The sequence below is a fragment of the Sphingopyxis sp. CR5 genome, from assembly GCF_059693785.1.
The window spans coordinates 155,694-169,024 of record NZ_JCATIE010000010.1; the positions used below are offsets into that span (position 1 = coordinate 155,694).

Consider the following 13,331-nt stretch of genomic DNA (forward strand, 5'->3'; position numbering starts at 1 on the left):
TCGGATCTCGACTCATTGCTCAGAGAGCGAGCAGCATGCTTTGCTAAGCTAGCGCATCATGTCACCAGCTGAACGTCGCGAGTTTGCATCTCGCCATCTTCATCCGAGCTCCGCAGAACTTTCAGCTGGATCTCCTGTTCCCTCGCACAGTCGGATTGCAACAAGGAGACGATTTTAGCGGTCGCCGAAGTGTCCAAGAGGCGCACTTCGCTCGACGCAGTGACCAACCCGTAACCACTTTCTACGCAATGACCCATAAGGAGACAGCCGCGCGTATGCCGCTTGGCTTTGTCCAAGATGCCGTCGGTCGGGTACTTGCGCAAACAGGCAATGTCGACCACCCATCCGCTCAGATCTTCGTCCACTTCCACATCCTCTCAATACTCGTCTTCATCGTCCTAAAAGCCGGATTTTGCGCTGATCACGATAGCTCGCCGTGCTATCGTGTGGGTGCGGCCTGGTCCAAAAGCAGTCATGTATACTCTGGCGTCTATAAAGGCGTCACAGCTAGCGAGTGGCTCGATCCATAAGTTTGAGCATTTCAGCCGCCGTTCGCTCGGTGAGCGGATGATCGGCAGCACCCTCGCGCGGTTGAATTTCGGCCGCTCGGGACTTTATTCTCTTCCGTAGTTCGCTATCAGCGTCTGACGGCAAAGCCAGCAGCAGGTTTTCGACCGCAATCAGGCGAACACGCATTTGAACAAGCTCGGCATGTCCTGGATCGCTTACCTGCCAAGCGCTGCAATCCTCTGATTTACTTTCCCCCGTCGGACCATAGACTATCTACGTTCTGCTGCTGCCCCAGAGGGCCGCGCTCCAGACCGAGAACAGCCTTGGTTTCAGAACGAGGACCCCGACCTGTAATCGGGCGGTGCCCGGTGAGATCAAGCTGGATCTCGCACCCGGGCCGATCACTGGTCGTTCTTTCGGGGAGCACTACCCGTTCCCATCACGACGCGGTAGAACCTTCGCGACGGCCTCTTGGCTTCTTCTTCAGGCGCAGTTCCTTGCCCAGCGGCGGCAACCCCGCCCCCATGGGCGTAGACGATTTCGCCGCCCATCCAGGCCTGCAGGGCCAAGCCGAACAGGATGATCCAGGCAAACACCAGATAAATCAGTCCCGGGCTATCGAGCGACCAGCGCCAGATCGCGGCGATCACTAGCGCAACAACGAGTGTCAGACCGGACTTCATGTGCAGGTGGACGAGTTCGTGCGTCTCATGCGCCAGGTCATCCCGCTTCATGTCCCAATACCCGGCCGGCGCGGCCACGGCCGCACCTGCCGCTGCAATCGCCATCGACCATTGGCCAAGGACGAACAGCTGCGGAAACCCTGCAACCGCGGCGACGGTGTCGGCGATGACTGAGGCGACTCCCAGTGCTACGGGGTAATGGACAAGGGCGGGATGAACCGGCGGCATGGGCTGTACTCCTTGAAACCTTCCTTCGATTAAGCGTTGTTTGCTTCCTTCATCGCTTCTGGGGGCACACCTCGTACCCACGGAAGCCCAGCTCATCCTTCGCTTCTGGGAGCCAGATGATCATCTCGGCTTCGCGCCTGCCATCGTCGCCAAACTCCTGATCGACCGGGCGCAGCTCGACCCGCAGGCCTCCATCCGCAAACTTGCCTTGGCCGCGCGAGGCCAGCGGGATCAGCTTGCCGTTGAGCTTGATGACGCCCGTGCCCTGCGGATCGTCGTAGACGAACGACGGGAAGCCGACCGCGGTCAGACGGAGCGAACACTTGCCGCTCATTCCCCCCAGACTCGCGATATCGGCATCGCTCATGGTCTCCGGCTGGATTGCTCCGGTCGCGATGCCGGACAGTGCCTCGGCGGCGCCCATCTTGGGCGCCGGTGTCGGCGCAGGCTCGAGTTGAGCCTCCCGGTCGTTCCCCGGATCGGTGTTCTGGTTGCAGGCGGTCAGCGCCAGCAAACCAAGTGCGGCAATCGGTGCTAGGCGGATCACTGTGCATTCTCCTCTACCGGAGTGGCCAGGGGCGCGGCCTTGGGAGCCATTTCGGCGGGCCGCGGCTGCCGTTCTGCGGTGCGCACTCCGTTTCTCTCGATATCTTCGATCAGATATTTCATTTCGGCGATCTCGCGGCGCTGCGCGACGATGATGTCCTTGGCGAGTTCGCGCACCCGCGGATCGCGGATGTGGGCCCGTTCGCTGGTCATGATCGCGATCGAGTGGTGAGGGATCATCGCCTTCATGTACTCGGTATCGGTGACCGTTGACTGGCTGCGCACCAGCCACAACGCCAGGCTGAAGACCACCACTGCGGTGCCCAGAATGATGAAATTCTTGGTCTTGTTCTTGTGCATCGACCACATGAACAGCAGCATGATCACCATCATCGCCGCGCCCATGACGAAGGCCATCCAGAAACGGGTCTCGCTCCAGAACATGTGATCGGCGCTGTAGGTGTTCGCATACATCAGCAAGAACATGACGACGGTGGACGTCGCGATCATCGACATGAAGCGTACGTAACCGCCCCCCCCTCCCGATGGATGTGATTGTTGATTTTCGGCCATTCATTCCTCCTGTTTGCTCATGGTTTGATAGACGTACTGGGCGGAGCAGCTGATCAGGAGAAAACCGGTGAGCGATGCAATTCCGGTGATCACCCGCAAATGCTGCGTAGGATAAATGTCTCCCAAACCGACGGTGGTGACCGTGATCAGCGAGAAGTAATAGTAATCCATCCAAGTCATCGACGGTTCCTTGGCGACCCCCCCCAGCCCGAGACTGGCGGCGAAGGCAAAGCCGAGCGCAAACAAGGCAGCCACAGCCAAATGGCTGACAAGGACTATCAGCGAGCCGCCGACCAGGCGGGGTCCGCGTGGAGCTCGCCCGGGGGGCGAGACCCGCTTGGCCAGACGAAGCATCCCCAGGTGGAGCGAAAGACCCAGAATGAACAACACAACGCCGATGAGAAGCGCGGTGATCATTTCGCCATGCCGCTCGCCAGCGTGGGGAGGCGAAGCCCGCGCAAGCGGAGCGCGTTTGCTATCACGGACACCGACGAGAGGCTCATTGCCGCGGCCGCGATCATGGGATTGAGCAGTATCCCAAAAACCGGGAACAGCACGCCCGCCGCCACGGGAATCCCGAGCGTGTTGTAGGCGAAGGCGAAGAACAGGTTCTGGCGGATGTTGCGCATCGTGGCGCGCGACAACACGATGGCCTGAACGACTCCCGTCAGATCTCCCCGAACCAGAGTCACCCCGGCGCTTTCAATCGCGACATCGGTACCGGTGCCCATCGCAATGCCGACATCGGCGGCAGCTAGCGCGGGCGCGTCGTTGATGCCGTCGCCCGCCATGGCGACACGGCGGCCTTCAGATTTCAACCGTTTGATCTCGCGATGCTTGTCCTCGGGCGAGACATTGGCGTGAACCTCGTCGATGCCCATCTCGCGCGCGACCGCCTCGGCAGTAGCCCGGCTGTCACCGGTCAGCATAACCACGCGTATTTTGCGCGCGTGCAGCGCCGCGATGGCCGCGGCGCTGGTCGGCTTGATCGGATCGGCGACGGCGATCAGTCCGGCGGGGCGACCATCGACCGCAACGAACATTACCGTCTGGCCCTGTTTGCGGCCGCTTTCCGCCGAAGCGAGCCAAGTCTCGTCATCGATTCCCACGCGCCGCATCATCTTCTCGTTGCCGATGGCGACGCGGCGCTCATGCACCATCGCCTCGACACCTTCGCCCGTCGTGGAGGCGAGGTCCGTGGCCTCGACAGGCGACACCCCGCGCGCCCGCGCGCCTTCGACGATGGCGTGTGCGAGCGGATGCTCGCTGCCCATCTCGACACCTGCGACGGCGGCGAGAAACCCGGCCTCCTCGATATCTTCCGCAGTCGTCACCGCAACCAGATCGGGCTTGCCCATCGTCAGCGTGCCAGTCTTGTCGACCACGAGAGTGTCGATCTTCTCGAGCGTCTCGAGCGCTTCAGCATTGCGGATCAGGATGCCATGCTGCGCGCCCTTGCCGGTGCCGGTCATGATCGACATGGGCGTAGCAAGCCCCAACGCGCAGGGGCATGCGATGATCAACACCGCGATGGCATTGACCAGTGCATAGGCGAGCGCGGGCGCTGGTCCCCAGATCGTCCAGACGACAAAGCTGACGATTGCTATGACGACGACCGCGGGCACGAACCACGCTGTCACCTGGTCCACCAGCCGCTGGATCGGCGCGCGGCTGCGCTGCGCCTCGGCGACCATCTGGACGATCTTGGACAGCATCGTGTCCTTGCCCACATTGGTCGCCTGCATAATGAAGCCGCCGGTCTGGTTCACCGTGCCGCCTATGACCGTGTCACCGGCCTTCTTGGCGACCGGCAGCGGTTCGCCGCTGATCATCGATTCGTCGATGGCGCTCGAGCCCTCTTCGATCTCGCCGTCGACCGGAACCTTGTCACCCGGCCGCACACGCAAGCGGTCGCCGGTCGCCAGCTCGTCGAGCGGCACCTCGCGCTCGTCGCCCGATCCGAAAATCTTGACTGCGCTAGGGGGGGCGAGCTCGAGCAGCGCTCGTAGGGCGCTGGAGGTCGAACCCCGCGCCTTGAGTTCGAGCACCTGGCCGAGCAGCACGAGCGTGGTAATAACCGCCGCCGCCTCGAAATAGACCCCGACGCGCCCGGATTGATCGCGAAACGCCGCAGGGAAAATATCCGGCGCGACCGTGGCCACGACGCTGAAGAAATAGGCGATCGCCACGCCGAACCCGATCAGCGTGAACATGTTCAGATTGCGGGTTCTGACCGACTGGATCGCCCGCACGAAGAAGGGCCAGCCACCCCAAAGGACCACCGGCGCCGCCAGCAGCAACTGGGCCCACTGTGCCCAGGCCGGTTCGATCAGGCGTTCGAAACTTATCCCCGGGATCAGATCGCCCATTGCGTAAGCGGCCAGGGGAACTGTAAAGAGCGTGCTCCACCAGAAGCGGCGGCGCATATCGACGAGTTCGGGATCGGGACCCTCGTCGAGGCTGACCGTCAGTCTCGAGCGCCATGCCGCAGATAGGGCAGCTCCCTGGGCCCGGCTGACGAATCTCGGGATGCATCGGACAGGTGTAGATCGTCCCTTCCGGCACATCCTCCACGGCATTCAGGTGGGCTCCCGAGAGATAGAGCTCGGGATCGGAGAGAAACTTGTCGTGGCAGCGTGAAGAGCAGAAATAGTGCCGTGCACCCTCATGATCGGCACTGTGCTTGGCGCCTTCGATTTGGACCGTCATGCCACAAACCGGATCGATGGCGGTGCCCGGCGTGGCCGACTCGCTCTGTTGGTGCCTGTCGTTCGTCCGGTTCATTCTGATCTCCTTGCGGCTTGTCAGGGATAGGTAGCGTAAACCGTTTCGCTGCCAGATCCGAAGGAAACGACTTGATAGGGCTGCGTTCTCCCGCCGGCTTCCATGCCGGGGGACCCGAGCGGCATTCCGGCGACGGCCAGGCCGCGCACGCCCTCCGGCCGCTCCCTAAGTAATCGGGCAATCTCGCGGGCGGGCACATGCCCTTCAATCACATAGCCCTCAATTTCCATCGTGTGGCACGAGCGCAAAGCGTCGGGCACGCCGGCTTGATCTTTTACCTCGGTCATCGGCCGATCCTCGCGAACCGTAACGTCATGATCGAGCCCACCGCGCACGTGCTTGGCCCACTCCTCGCAGCATCCGCATTGCGGATCGCGGAACATCACATAGGGCGCGGCCTGCGCGGCGCTGGTACATGCCGCAAGGATCGTCAGGGACAACGCGGAGAATCCTGCGCGAAATCGGCGAACGGGCTGATGCAGATCTTTGGTTGTCATCTTCACTCCTTTCACATGTCGCTCATGTCGTGGTCGGGCATGGGCTGCATGTCGTGTCCTGCATGCGGATCGACCATTTCCGGCTGTGCCGTGGGGCTGGCCGTGGGCTTCAATACAGGCTTCGGGCTCGAAGACGCAGCCGCTGGCTTGGCTGCCGGCTTGACTGAGGCGGGGTCGTCCCCCGCGCGTGTCGGTGAAACGCGATTACTGGCCTGATCCGGTGAAGTGTCGGCCTGGGTCGTGTTCGACCGATCATTCGCTGTCAGAGCGGGGGCGGGGACCGGTCGAGCTACCTCGGTCGTGGGTGTAGAGCTGTCGGCGGGTACCGCTTCACCTTCCGGAATAGCGGAAGGCTGGCGATCACACGCCGACAACCCAAGAAGTGCCGCGCCGGTCATAACCAGCCCGGGCAATCTGTACCGTTTTAAGCTTCGCATATTACGTTCCTTCAAATCCAGGAGAGTCCAAGGTGATCGGGCCCATGGGCGAGTTCCCCGCCGAGGAAGCCTTGGCCTAGAAGCAGAATCGCCATGGTGAACAGCAGAACACGCAGCGGCGCCCGGCTGTCCCGTTGGCCGCTCGCGAGCACGGCAAGTACCAGGCCGAGTGCGGCAAGCAGAGTCCCGTTCCAGCGATGGACCTGCATCACGGTGTCACCGCCGAACCAGATGCCGGTGTGGATCCACCCGAAGAGAGCTGCGACCACGGCGCCGGCCGCGCCGCCATAGATCATGACCCGAACCGCGGGTTCGAGACCAGCGCCGCGTCGCGCGATGACGAACAGCTCGGTCAACGCCGCCATCAGAAACAGGGCGATCGGAAAGTGTATCGTTGCGGGGTGTAGCTTCTTGAGTACGGCGACGAAACCGCCTTCGCCGGCTTCGTCGTGCCCTCCCGCGGCCTCGTCGTGACCGGCAGCGCCATGGCCCTCTTCAGCTTGCCCCGACGCGGGCTGCGCTTCCATCACATCATGATTGTCTTGCTTGGGTGCGGAGGCCGCCGGGGTGCTCGCTGCATTGCCATGATCTTCATCACCATGCGCTTGAGCCGGGCTGACGGACAGCATTGCCGCACAAAGGAGCGTCAGAAGATGGACTGGTTTCATATCGGCGGTGTCCTTTCACGGCGCGTTAACAATGCCTGTACAGCCACCTACGCATGCCAAGCGGCCTCCCCTCAAAAAATTTGGTGAGGGGAGAGCGCAAGCCACGCGTATGTATTGAGGCAGACAGTTAGCGAAGGATCGCGAGATGCCCGTCAAACATCAGCTGGATTCAATCCTGGAAGCCCTTGCTCACGAAGTCCCGCCGTGCATGCCCGACGATTTCATGGAGAAAGTCTGGGAACGCGTGGGTGAGATGAACGCCCGGCGGGAAAGGACATTCCGTGCAGCGCTTTTCGCAGGCCTGTTCGCAGTCGGGCTCGGTGCGGGAGCCGGTACGGTCCAGGCACCGGTCTATGCTCAGAGCCCGACCTATTTGCTGAGCAACGACGCCCGGCTGTCGCCTTCCGCACTGCTCCACGCCGCACCATGAGATTCTCCAGATATCAGATCCTTGCCGCCATTCTGCTGGCTGCTCTGGCCGGGATTCTCGGCGCGCTGGCAGCCGACCGGTGGTTTGCATCGCCCGGGCCGAGCGGTCTTCACGATTTCGTTCACGAACAGCTCGAGCTGACGGCGGATCAGGACGATCGACTGGACCGCCTGGAAGAACGCTACGCGATCGAGAACGCACAGCTCGAGCTGGCCGTACGCCGTGCGAATGCAGGGTTGGCTGCTGCCATGGATCGCGAGCATGAATACGGCCCAGAGGTCAGCGCCGCTATTGACCAGGTTCATATCAGCCTGGGCGAGCTGCAGAAGTCGACGGTGCGCCATGTTTTTGGGATGCGCGAGATCCTGGACGAGAACCAGCAGCGCGAATTCGACCGGCAGGTTGCCCGGTCGCTGACCGGTTCGCCGCCGGAATGATGCCGGGTGCCGGGGCATGGCAAAACCGATGAGCAGGAACTGGTCTCTAAGGTTGTCGCCGGGGACCGTCTTGCGTTCACCCAGCTGGTGAAACCCCATCTTCCGCGGCTGCTTGCGACTTCCGTGCGAATGCTCGGCGCACATGGTGAGGCCGAAGACGCTGTCCAGAACGCACTTGCCTCGGCGTGGATTTCCCGCGCGCAGTTCGATCCGGGGCGCCCCGTACTCCCGCTGCTTACCACCATGACTTTGAACAAGTGTCGCGATCGGTTGCGCCGGCGAAAGGCCGCGCAATTTCTAGGCTTTGGAGGTGCGCAGGAGCCCGAACTCGCACCCGATTCGGCACCCTCGCCTGAAACCGAGGCCTCGGACAGGCAGGCGCTTCTCCAGACGTTCGCCGAGATCGACAGGCTGCCGGTGAGACTTCGCGAAGCGCTGGTCCTCGTGGCGATAGACGGACGAAGCCACGCCGAAGCGGCCGCGTTTCTAGGGATTACCGAGAAGGCGGCCGAGGCGCTTGTCTATCGTGCGCGCCGCACACTCAGAAAAAAACTTGATTTTGAATGAGGGGACAAGCGGCCTAGTGCGTAACCCGAATTATCACGGGCTTTTGGGACATCCAATGCAGACGATCAATCGACGAGGTTTTCTGGGCGCGGGCGCGGGTGCTGCCAGCGTCATCGGACTGACAGCGCTGACCCCGGCCTGGGCGCGGGGCGCTGATCTAAACGGAGGCCTTATCCGGCAAGGGTTCGACGAAGTGTCCGGCGCCAGCATCGACCTGACCATCGGTGAAGGGCCGCGCCTCGTGCAGGGCCGCCGCGGTCACGGAATAGCGGTCAACGGCAGCGTGCCCGGACCGCTTGTGCGCCTGCGCGAAGGCGAGCCGGTCCGGATCAACGTCACCAACACGCTTGATGCCGACAGCTCGATCCACTGGCACGGCCTGCTGGTACCGTTCCAGTTCGACGGGGTTCCGGGGGTCAGCTTTCCAGGTATCAAGCCCGGACAGACTTTCACCTACGATCTCCCCGCCATCCGCCAGAGCGGCACATATTGGTGGCACAGTCACTCGGACCTCCAGGAGCAGGCGGGGCACTATGGGCCGATCGTGATCGATCCGGCCGGAACCGACCCGGTGCAGGCCGACCGCGATTATGTGCTGCTGCTGAGCGAGTTCACCTCGATGATGCCGCATGCGATCATGGACAAGCTCAAGAAGGGCGAAGGCTACTTCAATTACCAGAAGACGACCTGGACCGACGACTATCCGCTGAGCGGCGCTGACCGGCGGATGTGGGCGAAGATGCGCATGATGCCGACCGACATCCTTGACGTGACCGGTTCGACATACACCTACCTTGCCAATGGACACGGTCCAAAAGAGGGGATGGAGTTCCTGTTCAACCCCGGCGAGCGGGTGCGCATCCGGGTGATCAACGGCAGCGCGATGAGCTTCTTCAACGTCCGCATCCCGGGCGCGCGGATGCATATTGTGGCGGCCGATGGCCAGAACGTGCGCCCGGTGCCGGTTGAGGAGTTCCAGATCGGCACCGCCGAAACCTACGACTTCGTCGTCGAGCCAACCGGCGAGGCGATGACCATCGTCGCCGAATCGATGGATAGATCCGGCATGGCGGTGGCCACGCTCGCCAGCCGTCCCGGCGCGCGTGCAGCGGTCCCGGCGCTGCGCGACCCGCCGCTGCTAACCATGGCCGACATGGGGATGAGCGGGATGGACCATGGCGCAGGAGGCATGGCCGGCATGGCAGGTAGCGGCGGCGCCATGGAGGGGATGGATCATTCCGCCATGGGACATGGAACGATGGGAGGTGGAGCAAATCCAGCCATGACCACCGCGCCCGAGCCGATGGGCGGCATGGACATGGGCGGCATGAACATGCGCGATACCTCCAAACTCCCGCCCGACGTTAAGGTGGGGCCGGGGCTCGACATGGTGGCGATGAATCCCGTCGACCGGATGGGCGACCCGGGCATTGGGCTCGACGGGCTGCGGCACAAGGTGCTCACCTACAAGGATCTCGTCGCGCTTGCGCCCAATGACGATCTGCGTACCCCATCGCGGCAGATGGAGATCCACCTGACTGGCAACATGGAGCGGTTCATGTGGTCGTTCGATGGGAAGAAGTTCTCCTCGGTCAGCGAAGAGCCGATACGCTTCGCCTACAACGAGCGGGTGCGGGTGAAGCTCGTTAACAACAGCATGATGGCGCACCCGATCCATCTCCACGGGCACTTCTTCGAACTGGTCAACGGTGCGCCGCCCGACCGACAGCCGCAGAAGCACACCGTGATCGTCCAGCCCGGCGGGAGCGCCATGTTCGACCTGACCGCTGACGAGCCTGGCGACTGGGCGTTCCACTGCCACCTGCTCTATCACATGCACGCTGGGATGTTTCAGATTGTCACGGTGGCAGCGCGAGATGGCGCGCCCGATCTCAAGCGCGTGGGAGAAAGCGAATGAAGACGCTGTTCGCACTCCTCATGCTAGGCGTTGCGACGCCCGCGATGGCGCAGCATGCCGGTCACACAATGCCGACGCCGGCGCCCACGCCGACGCCAACCCCCGAACCCACGCCTGCGCCGGCGCAGAAGCCAGCCACATCCCCGGCAAAGCCCGCCGTTGACCCTGCGCCCGCCGAAGGTGCGATGGATCATGGAACGATGGAACAAGGCGCTGCGACGACTGCGGACCCGGTGATGCCCATGGACCATTCGCAGATGGACATGGGCGAAATGGATCATTCCCAGATGAATATGGGCGCGATGGCGATGCCGATCCCCGAGGGTCCTCCGCCGGCGGATGCCGGATCGGGACCGCCGCGTGCGGCCGATGACATTTGGGGCGCGGAGGCCATGCGCGGGTCCCGCGAGGCGCTGCGCCGCGAACAGGGCGGGCAAACGTTCCTCTGGTTCCTGGCAGACCGCGCGGAGTACCAGGTTCGCGAGGACAAAAATGGATATCTGTGGGACGTCCAGGGCTACTATGGTGGCGACATCAACAAGTTCTGGTTCAAATCCGAGGGTGAAGGGAGCTTTGGCGAGAAAATTGAAAGCGCTGAGGTCCAAGCGCTCTACAGCCGGGCAATAAGCCCGTGGTTCTATCTGCAGACCGGCTTGCGTCAGGATTTTGCACCGCGCGATCGGACCTACGGGGTTGTGGGTATTCAGGGACTGGTGCCTTATCGCTTCGAAGTCGATGCGGCGGCGTTCCTCTCCGATCAGGGAGATCTCACCGCACGCCTTGAAGGCGAAATCGATCAACGCATCACCCAGCGCCTGATCCTGCAGCCTAGGGCCGAAGTAAACCTGGCGGCGCAGGACATTCCTGAGCTGGGCATCGGAGCCGGTCTCGATACGCTCGAAATAGGTCTACGCCTGCGCTATGAATTCGCGCGCGAATTCGCACCCTATGTAGGGATCGAGCAGGAATGGAAGATCGGGAACAGTGCCGATTTCGCCCGCGCAGCAGGCGAAGATCCCAGTGTCACCAATTACGTTGTCGGGATCCGATTCTGGTTCTGAGCTCCCAAAGGAATAATCGATGACGAAGCACATTCTCGCAGCCTCGATGACGCTCGGCTTTGCCATGCTGGCGGCGCCCACCCTTGCGCAAACTATGGACCATTCGGCTCATGCCATGTCCGACGCGGACCACTCAGCTACAATGGACGAAGATGTTTCCGGCGCCGAAGCCGTGCTGGTTGCCTATCGGACGGCTCTGACCGCGCGCGATGCGCAGGCTATGGCGGCCTTGTTCATCCAGGATTCGGCGATCTTCGAGAACGGAAAGGCTGAGGGCACCTTCAGCAACTACATGGAGCACCACTTGGGCCCCGAGCTCGATGCGATCACCAGCTTCACTTTTGGCGAGCCGACCGTGGCGGTCGCCAGAATGGGGCACATGGCTTACGGCCGCGAGACATACACCTACCGGATCGAACTCGCCGACGGGCGGGTGGTCGAGCGCGAAGGAGTCGCGACATCGGTGTTAGTGCACGATGCTGGAGGATGGAAGATTGTTCAGTATCACTCTTCCTCGCGTGCACCGCGGAACTGACAAAAAATCTGCCGCGATCCGGAGGTTTGGAAGAAGGTCTCGGATTAAGCCCTGCTTCACGCCCGGTATTGTTCAATAGACAATCCTTGCCAACGGAGATATTCATGAAAAAGGTTTCTTCTGCCATTCTCGGCGCCATTGGCGCTGCATCGCTCTTGATCGCCGGCCCCGCTTTTGCGCACGCCAAGCTCACGTCGTCCAACCCCGCCGACCGCGCCACTGTGTCGGCGGCGCCGAAGGTCATTTCGCTGACTTTCAACGAAGAACTCGTGCCGGCCTTCTCGAAGTTCGAGGTGACGATGCCCGAACATCGAATGGCGGTTCCGGTTAAGACGTCGGTTGCACAGGACGGCAAGACGATCGTCGGCACTCCTGCACGGGCGCTGCCTAAGGGTAGCTACAAGATCGTGTGGAGCGCGGCGACTGCCGATGGCCACAAGATGAATGGCGAGCTGAGCTTCAAGGTCGGCTGACATGATCGAGCCGGTGGTCGTCGGCCTCAGGCTCTTGCAATATCTCGGAGCGATGCTTCTGATGGGAGCATCGCTCTTTTTCCTTTATTCCGGTGGTCCCGCGGCTCCCTGGACGGGTATGCTGACGAGATCGCGACGCCTTCTGCTGATTGTCACCGCTGCTGTCCTCGCGGTGGCGAGCCTCTCGGCTGTTGTGGCCCAGTCCAGCCTCTTTGCCGGCTCGCTTGCCGGCGGACTCGATGCGGACGCTCTGCGCGCAGTCGGGTTTGGAATGGATCTCGGCAAGGCGGCGCTGGTCCGAGCGGCGGCGGCAATCATAGCGCTGGCGCTGCTCATAATCTTGCCGGTTGGCCGCGTCAGCTGGATGGCCATAGCTGCCCTTGGCACAGTGGCCACGGTGAGTCTGGCTTGGCTGGGTCACGCGGCAGCCAGCGAGGGCCCTCTCGCTTCCGTCCATTTGGCCAGCGATATTCTTCACGTCACCGCGGCAGCAGTCTGGATCGGTGCGCTTTTCGGATTCCTACAGCTTCTCCTCGCTTGTCCGCGAAGCGAAGATGACGGTCAGGAGGTTTATGCGGCCTTGCACGGGTTTTCCGGCATCGGCTCGGCAATGGTTGCGATCCTGCTGCTGACCGGTCTCATCAATAGCTGGGTATTGGTCGGACCCGACAATATCCCCGGCCTGTGGACCACGCGCTACGGCCAGCTACTGATTGTGAAGATCGTCTTCTTTGGTGTTATGATTGGGCTCGCCACCGCCAACCGCTTCCGGCTGACGCCCGCACTTGGCGACGCCTTGTGCGATGAAGAACTGACTCGCCAGATGATATCTTCGCTTCGCCGTAGCATTGCGCTGGAGATGGTGCTCGGGATAGCGGTGCTCTTCCTGGTCGCGTGGTTCGGTACGATGGAGCCTCCTGCCGCCATGTAGCAGCTGGCGATCTTAACGGGGTTATTCATCTCCTAGGCAGGATGAAGGCCCGA

The 13,331-nt window shown here is 62.1% G+C and carries 15 protein-coding genes and 1 pseudogene; 8 read left to right on the forward strand and 8 right to left on the reverse strand.

The genetic code is table 11. From position 1 onward, the window contains the following. Positions 1–56: 56 nt before the first annotated feature. The 8 genes and pseudogenes from AC58D2_RS16100 to AC58D2_RS16135 form a co-directional block, all read right to left on the reverse strand. On the reverse strand, positions 57–365 hold the full coding sequence (locus AC58D2_RS16100) for a hypothetical protein (RefSeq protein ID WP_497392011.1): 309 nt from the start codon (positions 363–365) through the stop codon (positions 57–59). A 546-nt stretch (positions 366–911) separates the two neighbouring features. Further along, positions 912–1,421 (reverse strand): DUF2231 domain-containing protein, encoded by a 510-nt coding sequence (locus AC58D2_RS16105; RefSeq protein WP_215227887.1) that lies wholly within the window; start codon positions 1,419–1,421, stop codon positions 912–914. 49 nt (positions 1,422–1,470) lie between these two features. Beyond that, positions 1,471–1,968, reverse strand: a complete 498-nt coding sequence (locus AC58D2_RS16110; RefSeq protein ID WP_447953485.1) for a DUF6692 family protein — start codon at positions 1,966–1,968, stop codon at positions 1,471–1,473. Beyond that, positions 1,965–2,477 (reverse strand): DUF305 domain-containing protein, encoded by a 513-nt coding sequence (locus tag AC58D2_RS16115; protein ID WP_447954361.1) that lies wholly within the window; start codon positions 2,475–2,477, stop codon positions 1,965–1,967. The genes AC58D2_RS16110 and AC58D2_RS16115 overlap by 4 nt, the downstream gene beginning before the upstream one ends. A gap of 63 nt (positions 2,478–2,540) precedes the next feature. After that, positions 2,541–2,957 (reverse strand): ion channel, encoded by a 417-nt coding sequence (locus AC58D2_RS16120; RefSeq protein ID WP_494227733.1) that lies wholly within the window; start codon positions 2,955–2,957, stop codon positions 2,541–2,543. Beyond that, a pseudogene (locus tag AC58D2_RS16125) lies at positions 2,954–5,249 on the reverse strand (heavy metal translocating P-type ATPase). The gene AC58D2_RS16120 and the pseudogene AC58D2_RS16125 overlap by 4 nt, the downstream one beginning before the upstream one ends. 95 nt (positions 5,250–5,344) lie before the next feature. Beyond that, a complete protein-coding gene (locus AC58D2_RS16130) occupies positions 5,345–5,821 on the reverse strand; it encodes a DUF411 domain-containing protein (protein WP_447953487.1) in 477 nt (158 codons plus the stop codon). Positions 5,822–6,269: 448 nt separating this feature from the next. Continuing rightward, positions 6,270–6,926 (reverse strand): DUF2231 domain-containing protein, encoded by a 657-nt coding sequence (locus tag AC58D2_RS16135; protein ID WP_215227884.1) that lies wholly within the window; start codon positions 6,924–6,926, stop codon positions 6,270–6,272. Between the two features lie 145 nt (positions 6,927–7,071). Here AC58D2_RS16135 and AC58D2_RS16140 point away from each other — a divergent pair, with 145 nt between their 5' ends. The 8 genes from AC58D2_RS16140 to copD all read left to right on the forward strand — a co-directional run bounded on the left by AC58D2_RS16140 (position 7,072) and on the right by copD (position 13,278). After that, positions 7,072–7,356, forward strand: coding sequence for a hypothetical protein (locus tag AC58D2_RS16140; RefSeq protein WP_215227883.1), 285 nt, complete (start codon positions 7,072–7,074; stop codon positions 7,354–7,356). Then, positions 7,353–7,793, forward strand: a complete 441-nt coding sequence (locus tag AC58D2_RS16145; RefSeq protein ID WP_215227882.1) for a periplasmic heavy metal sensor — start codon at positions 7,353–7,355, stop codon at positions 7,791–7,793. Before AC58D2_RS16140 ends, AC58D2_RS16145 begins: the two co-directional genes overlap by 4 nt. A 6-nt stretch (positions 7,794–7,799) precedes the next feature. Further along, a complete protein-coding gene (locus tag AC58D2_RS16150; protein WP_215227881.1) occupies positions 7,800–8,360 on the forward strand; it encodes an RNA polymerase sigma factor in 561 nt (186 codons plus the stop codon). Between the two features lie 55 nt (positions 8,361–8,415). Beyond that, positions 8,416–10,278, forward strand: coding sequence for a copper resistance system multicopper oxidase (locus AC58D2_RS16155; RefSeq protein WP_497392016.1), 1,863 nt, complete (start codon positions 8,416–8,418; stop codon positions 10,276–10,278). Next, a complete protein-coding gene (locus AC58D2_RS16160) occupies positions 10,275–11,339 on the forward strand; it encodes a copper resistance protein B (RefSeq protein ID WP_215227879.1) in 1,065 nt (354 codons plus the stop codon). The genes AC58D2_RS16155 and AC58D2_RS16160 overlap by 4 nt, the downstream gene beginning before the upstream one ends. 19 nt (positions 11,340–11,358) lie before the next feature. Beyond that, positions 11,359–11,874, forward strand: a complete 516-nt coding sequence (locus tag AC58D2_RS16165) for a YybH family protein (protein ID WP_215227878.1) — start codon at positions 11,359–11,361, stop codon at positions 11,872–11,874. Positions 11,875–11,978: 104 nt separating this feature from the next. Beyond that, positions 11,979–12,347 (forward strand): copper homeostasis periplasmic binding protein CopC, encoded by a 369-nt coding sequence (copC, locus tag AC58D2_RS16170; protein ID WP_251566852.1) that lies wholly within the window; start codon positions 11,979–11,981, stop codon positions 12,345–12,347. Between the two features lies 1 nt (position 12,348). Beyond that, positions 12,349–13,278, forward strand: coding sequence for a copper homeostasis membrane protein CopD (gene copD / locus AC58D2_RS16175; protein WP_494227949.1), 930 nt, complete (start codon positions 12,349–12,351; stop codon positions 13,276–13,278). Positions 13,279–13,331: the final 53 nt, after the last annotated feature.

What these genes read in the sequence shown, in the direction of transcription:
- AC58D2_RS16145 (WP_215227882.1), top strand. Translation starts at nt 7,353, where the DNA reads ATGAGATTCTCCAGATATCAGATCCTTGCCGCCATTCTGCTGGCTGCT.
- copD (WP_494227949.1), top strand. Translation starts at nt 12,349, where the DNA reads ATGATCGAGCCGGTGGTCGTCGGCCTCAGGCTCTTGCAATATCTCGGA.
- AC58D2_RS16165 (WP_215227878.1), top strand. Translation starts at nt 11,359, where the DNA reads ATGACGAAGCACATTCTCGCAGCCTCGATGACGCTCGGCTTTGCCATG.
- AC58D2_RS16140 (WP_215227883.1), top strand. Translation starts at nt 7,072, where the DNA reads ATGCCCGTCAAACATCAGCTGGATTCAATCCTGGAAGCCCTTGCTCAC.
- AC58D2_RS16105 (WP_215227887.1), bottom strand. Translation starts at nt 1,421, where the DNA reads ATGCCGCCGGTTCATCCCGCCCTTGTCCATTACCCCGTAGCACTGGGA.
- AC58D2_RS16130 (WP_447953487.1), bottom strand. Translation starts at nt 5,821, where the DNA reads ATGACAACCAAAGATCTGCATCAGCCCGTTCGCCGATTTCGCGCAGGA.
- AC58D2_RS16115 (WP_447954361.1), bottom strand. Translation starts at nt 2,477, where the DNA reads ATGATCGCGACGTCCACCGTCGTCATGTTCTTGCTGATGTATGCGAAC.
- AC58D2_RS16120 (WP_494227733.1), bottom strand. Translation starts at nt 2,957, where the DNA reads ATGATCACCGCGCTTCTCATCGGCGTTGTGTTGTTCATTCTGGGTCTT.
- AC58D2_RS16135 (WP_215227884.1), bottom strand. Translation starts at nt 6,926, where the DNA reads ATGAAACCAGTCCATCTTCTGACGCTCCTTTGTGCGGCAATGCTGTCC.
- AC58D2_RS16155 (WP_497392016.1), top strand. Translation starts at nt 8,416, where the DNA reads ATGCAGACGATCAATCGACGAGGTTTTCTGGGCGCGGGCGCGGGTGCT.
- AC58D2_RS16160 (WP_215227879.1), top strand. Translation starts at nt 10,275, where the DNA reads ATGAAGACGCTGTTCGCACTCCTCATGCTAGGCGTTGCGACGCCCGCG.
- copC (WP_251566852.1), top strand. Translation starts at nt 11,979, where the DNA reads ATGAAAAAGGTTTCTTCTGCCATTCTCGGCGCCATTGGCGCTGCATCG.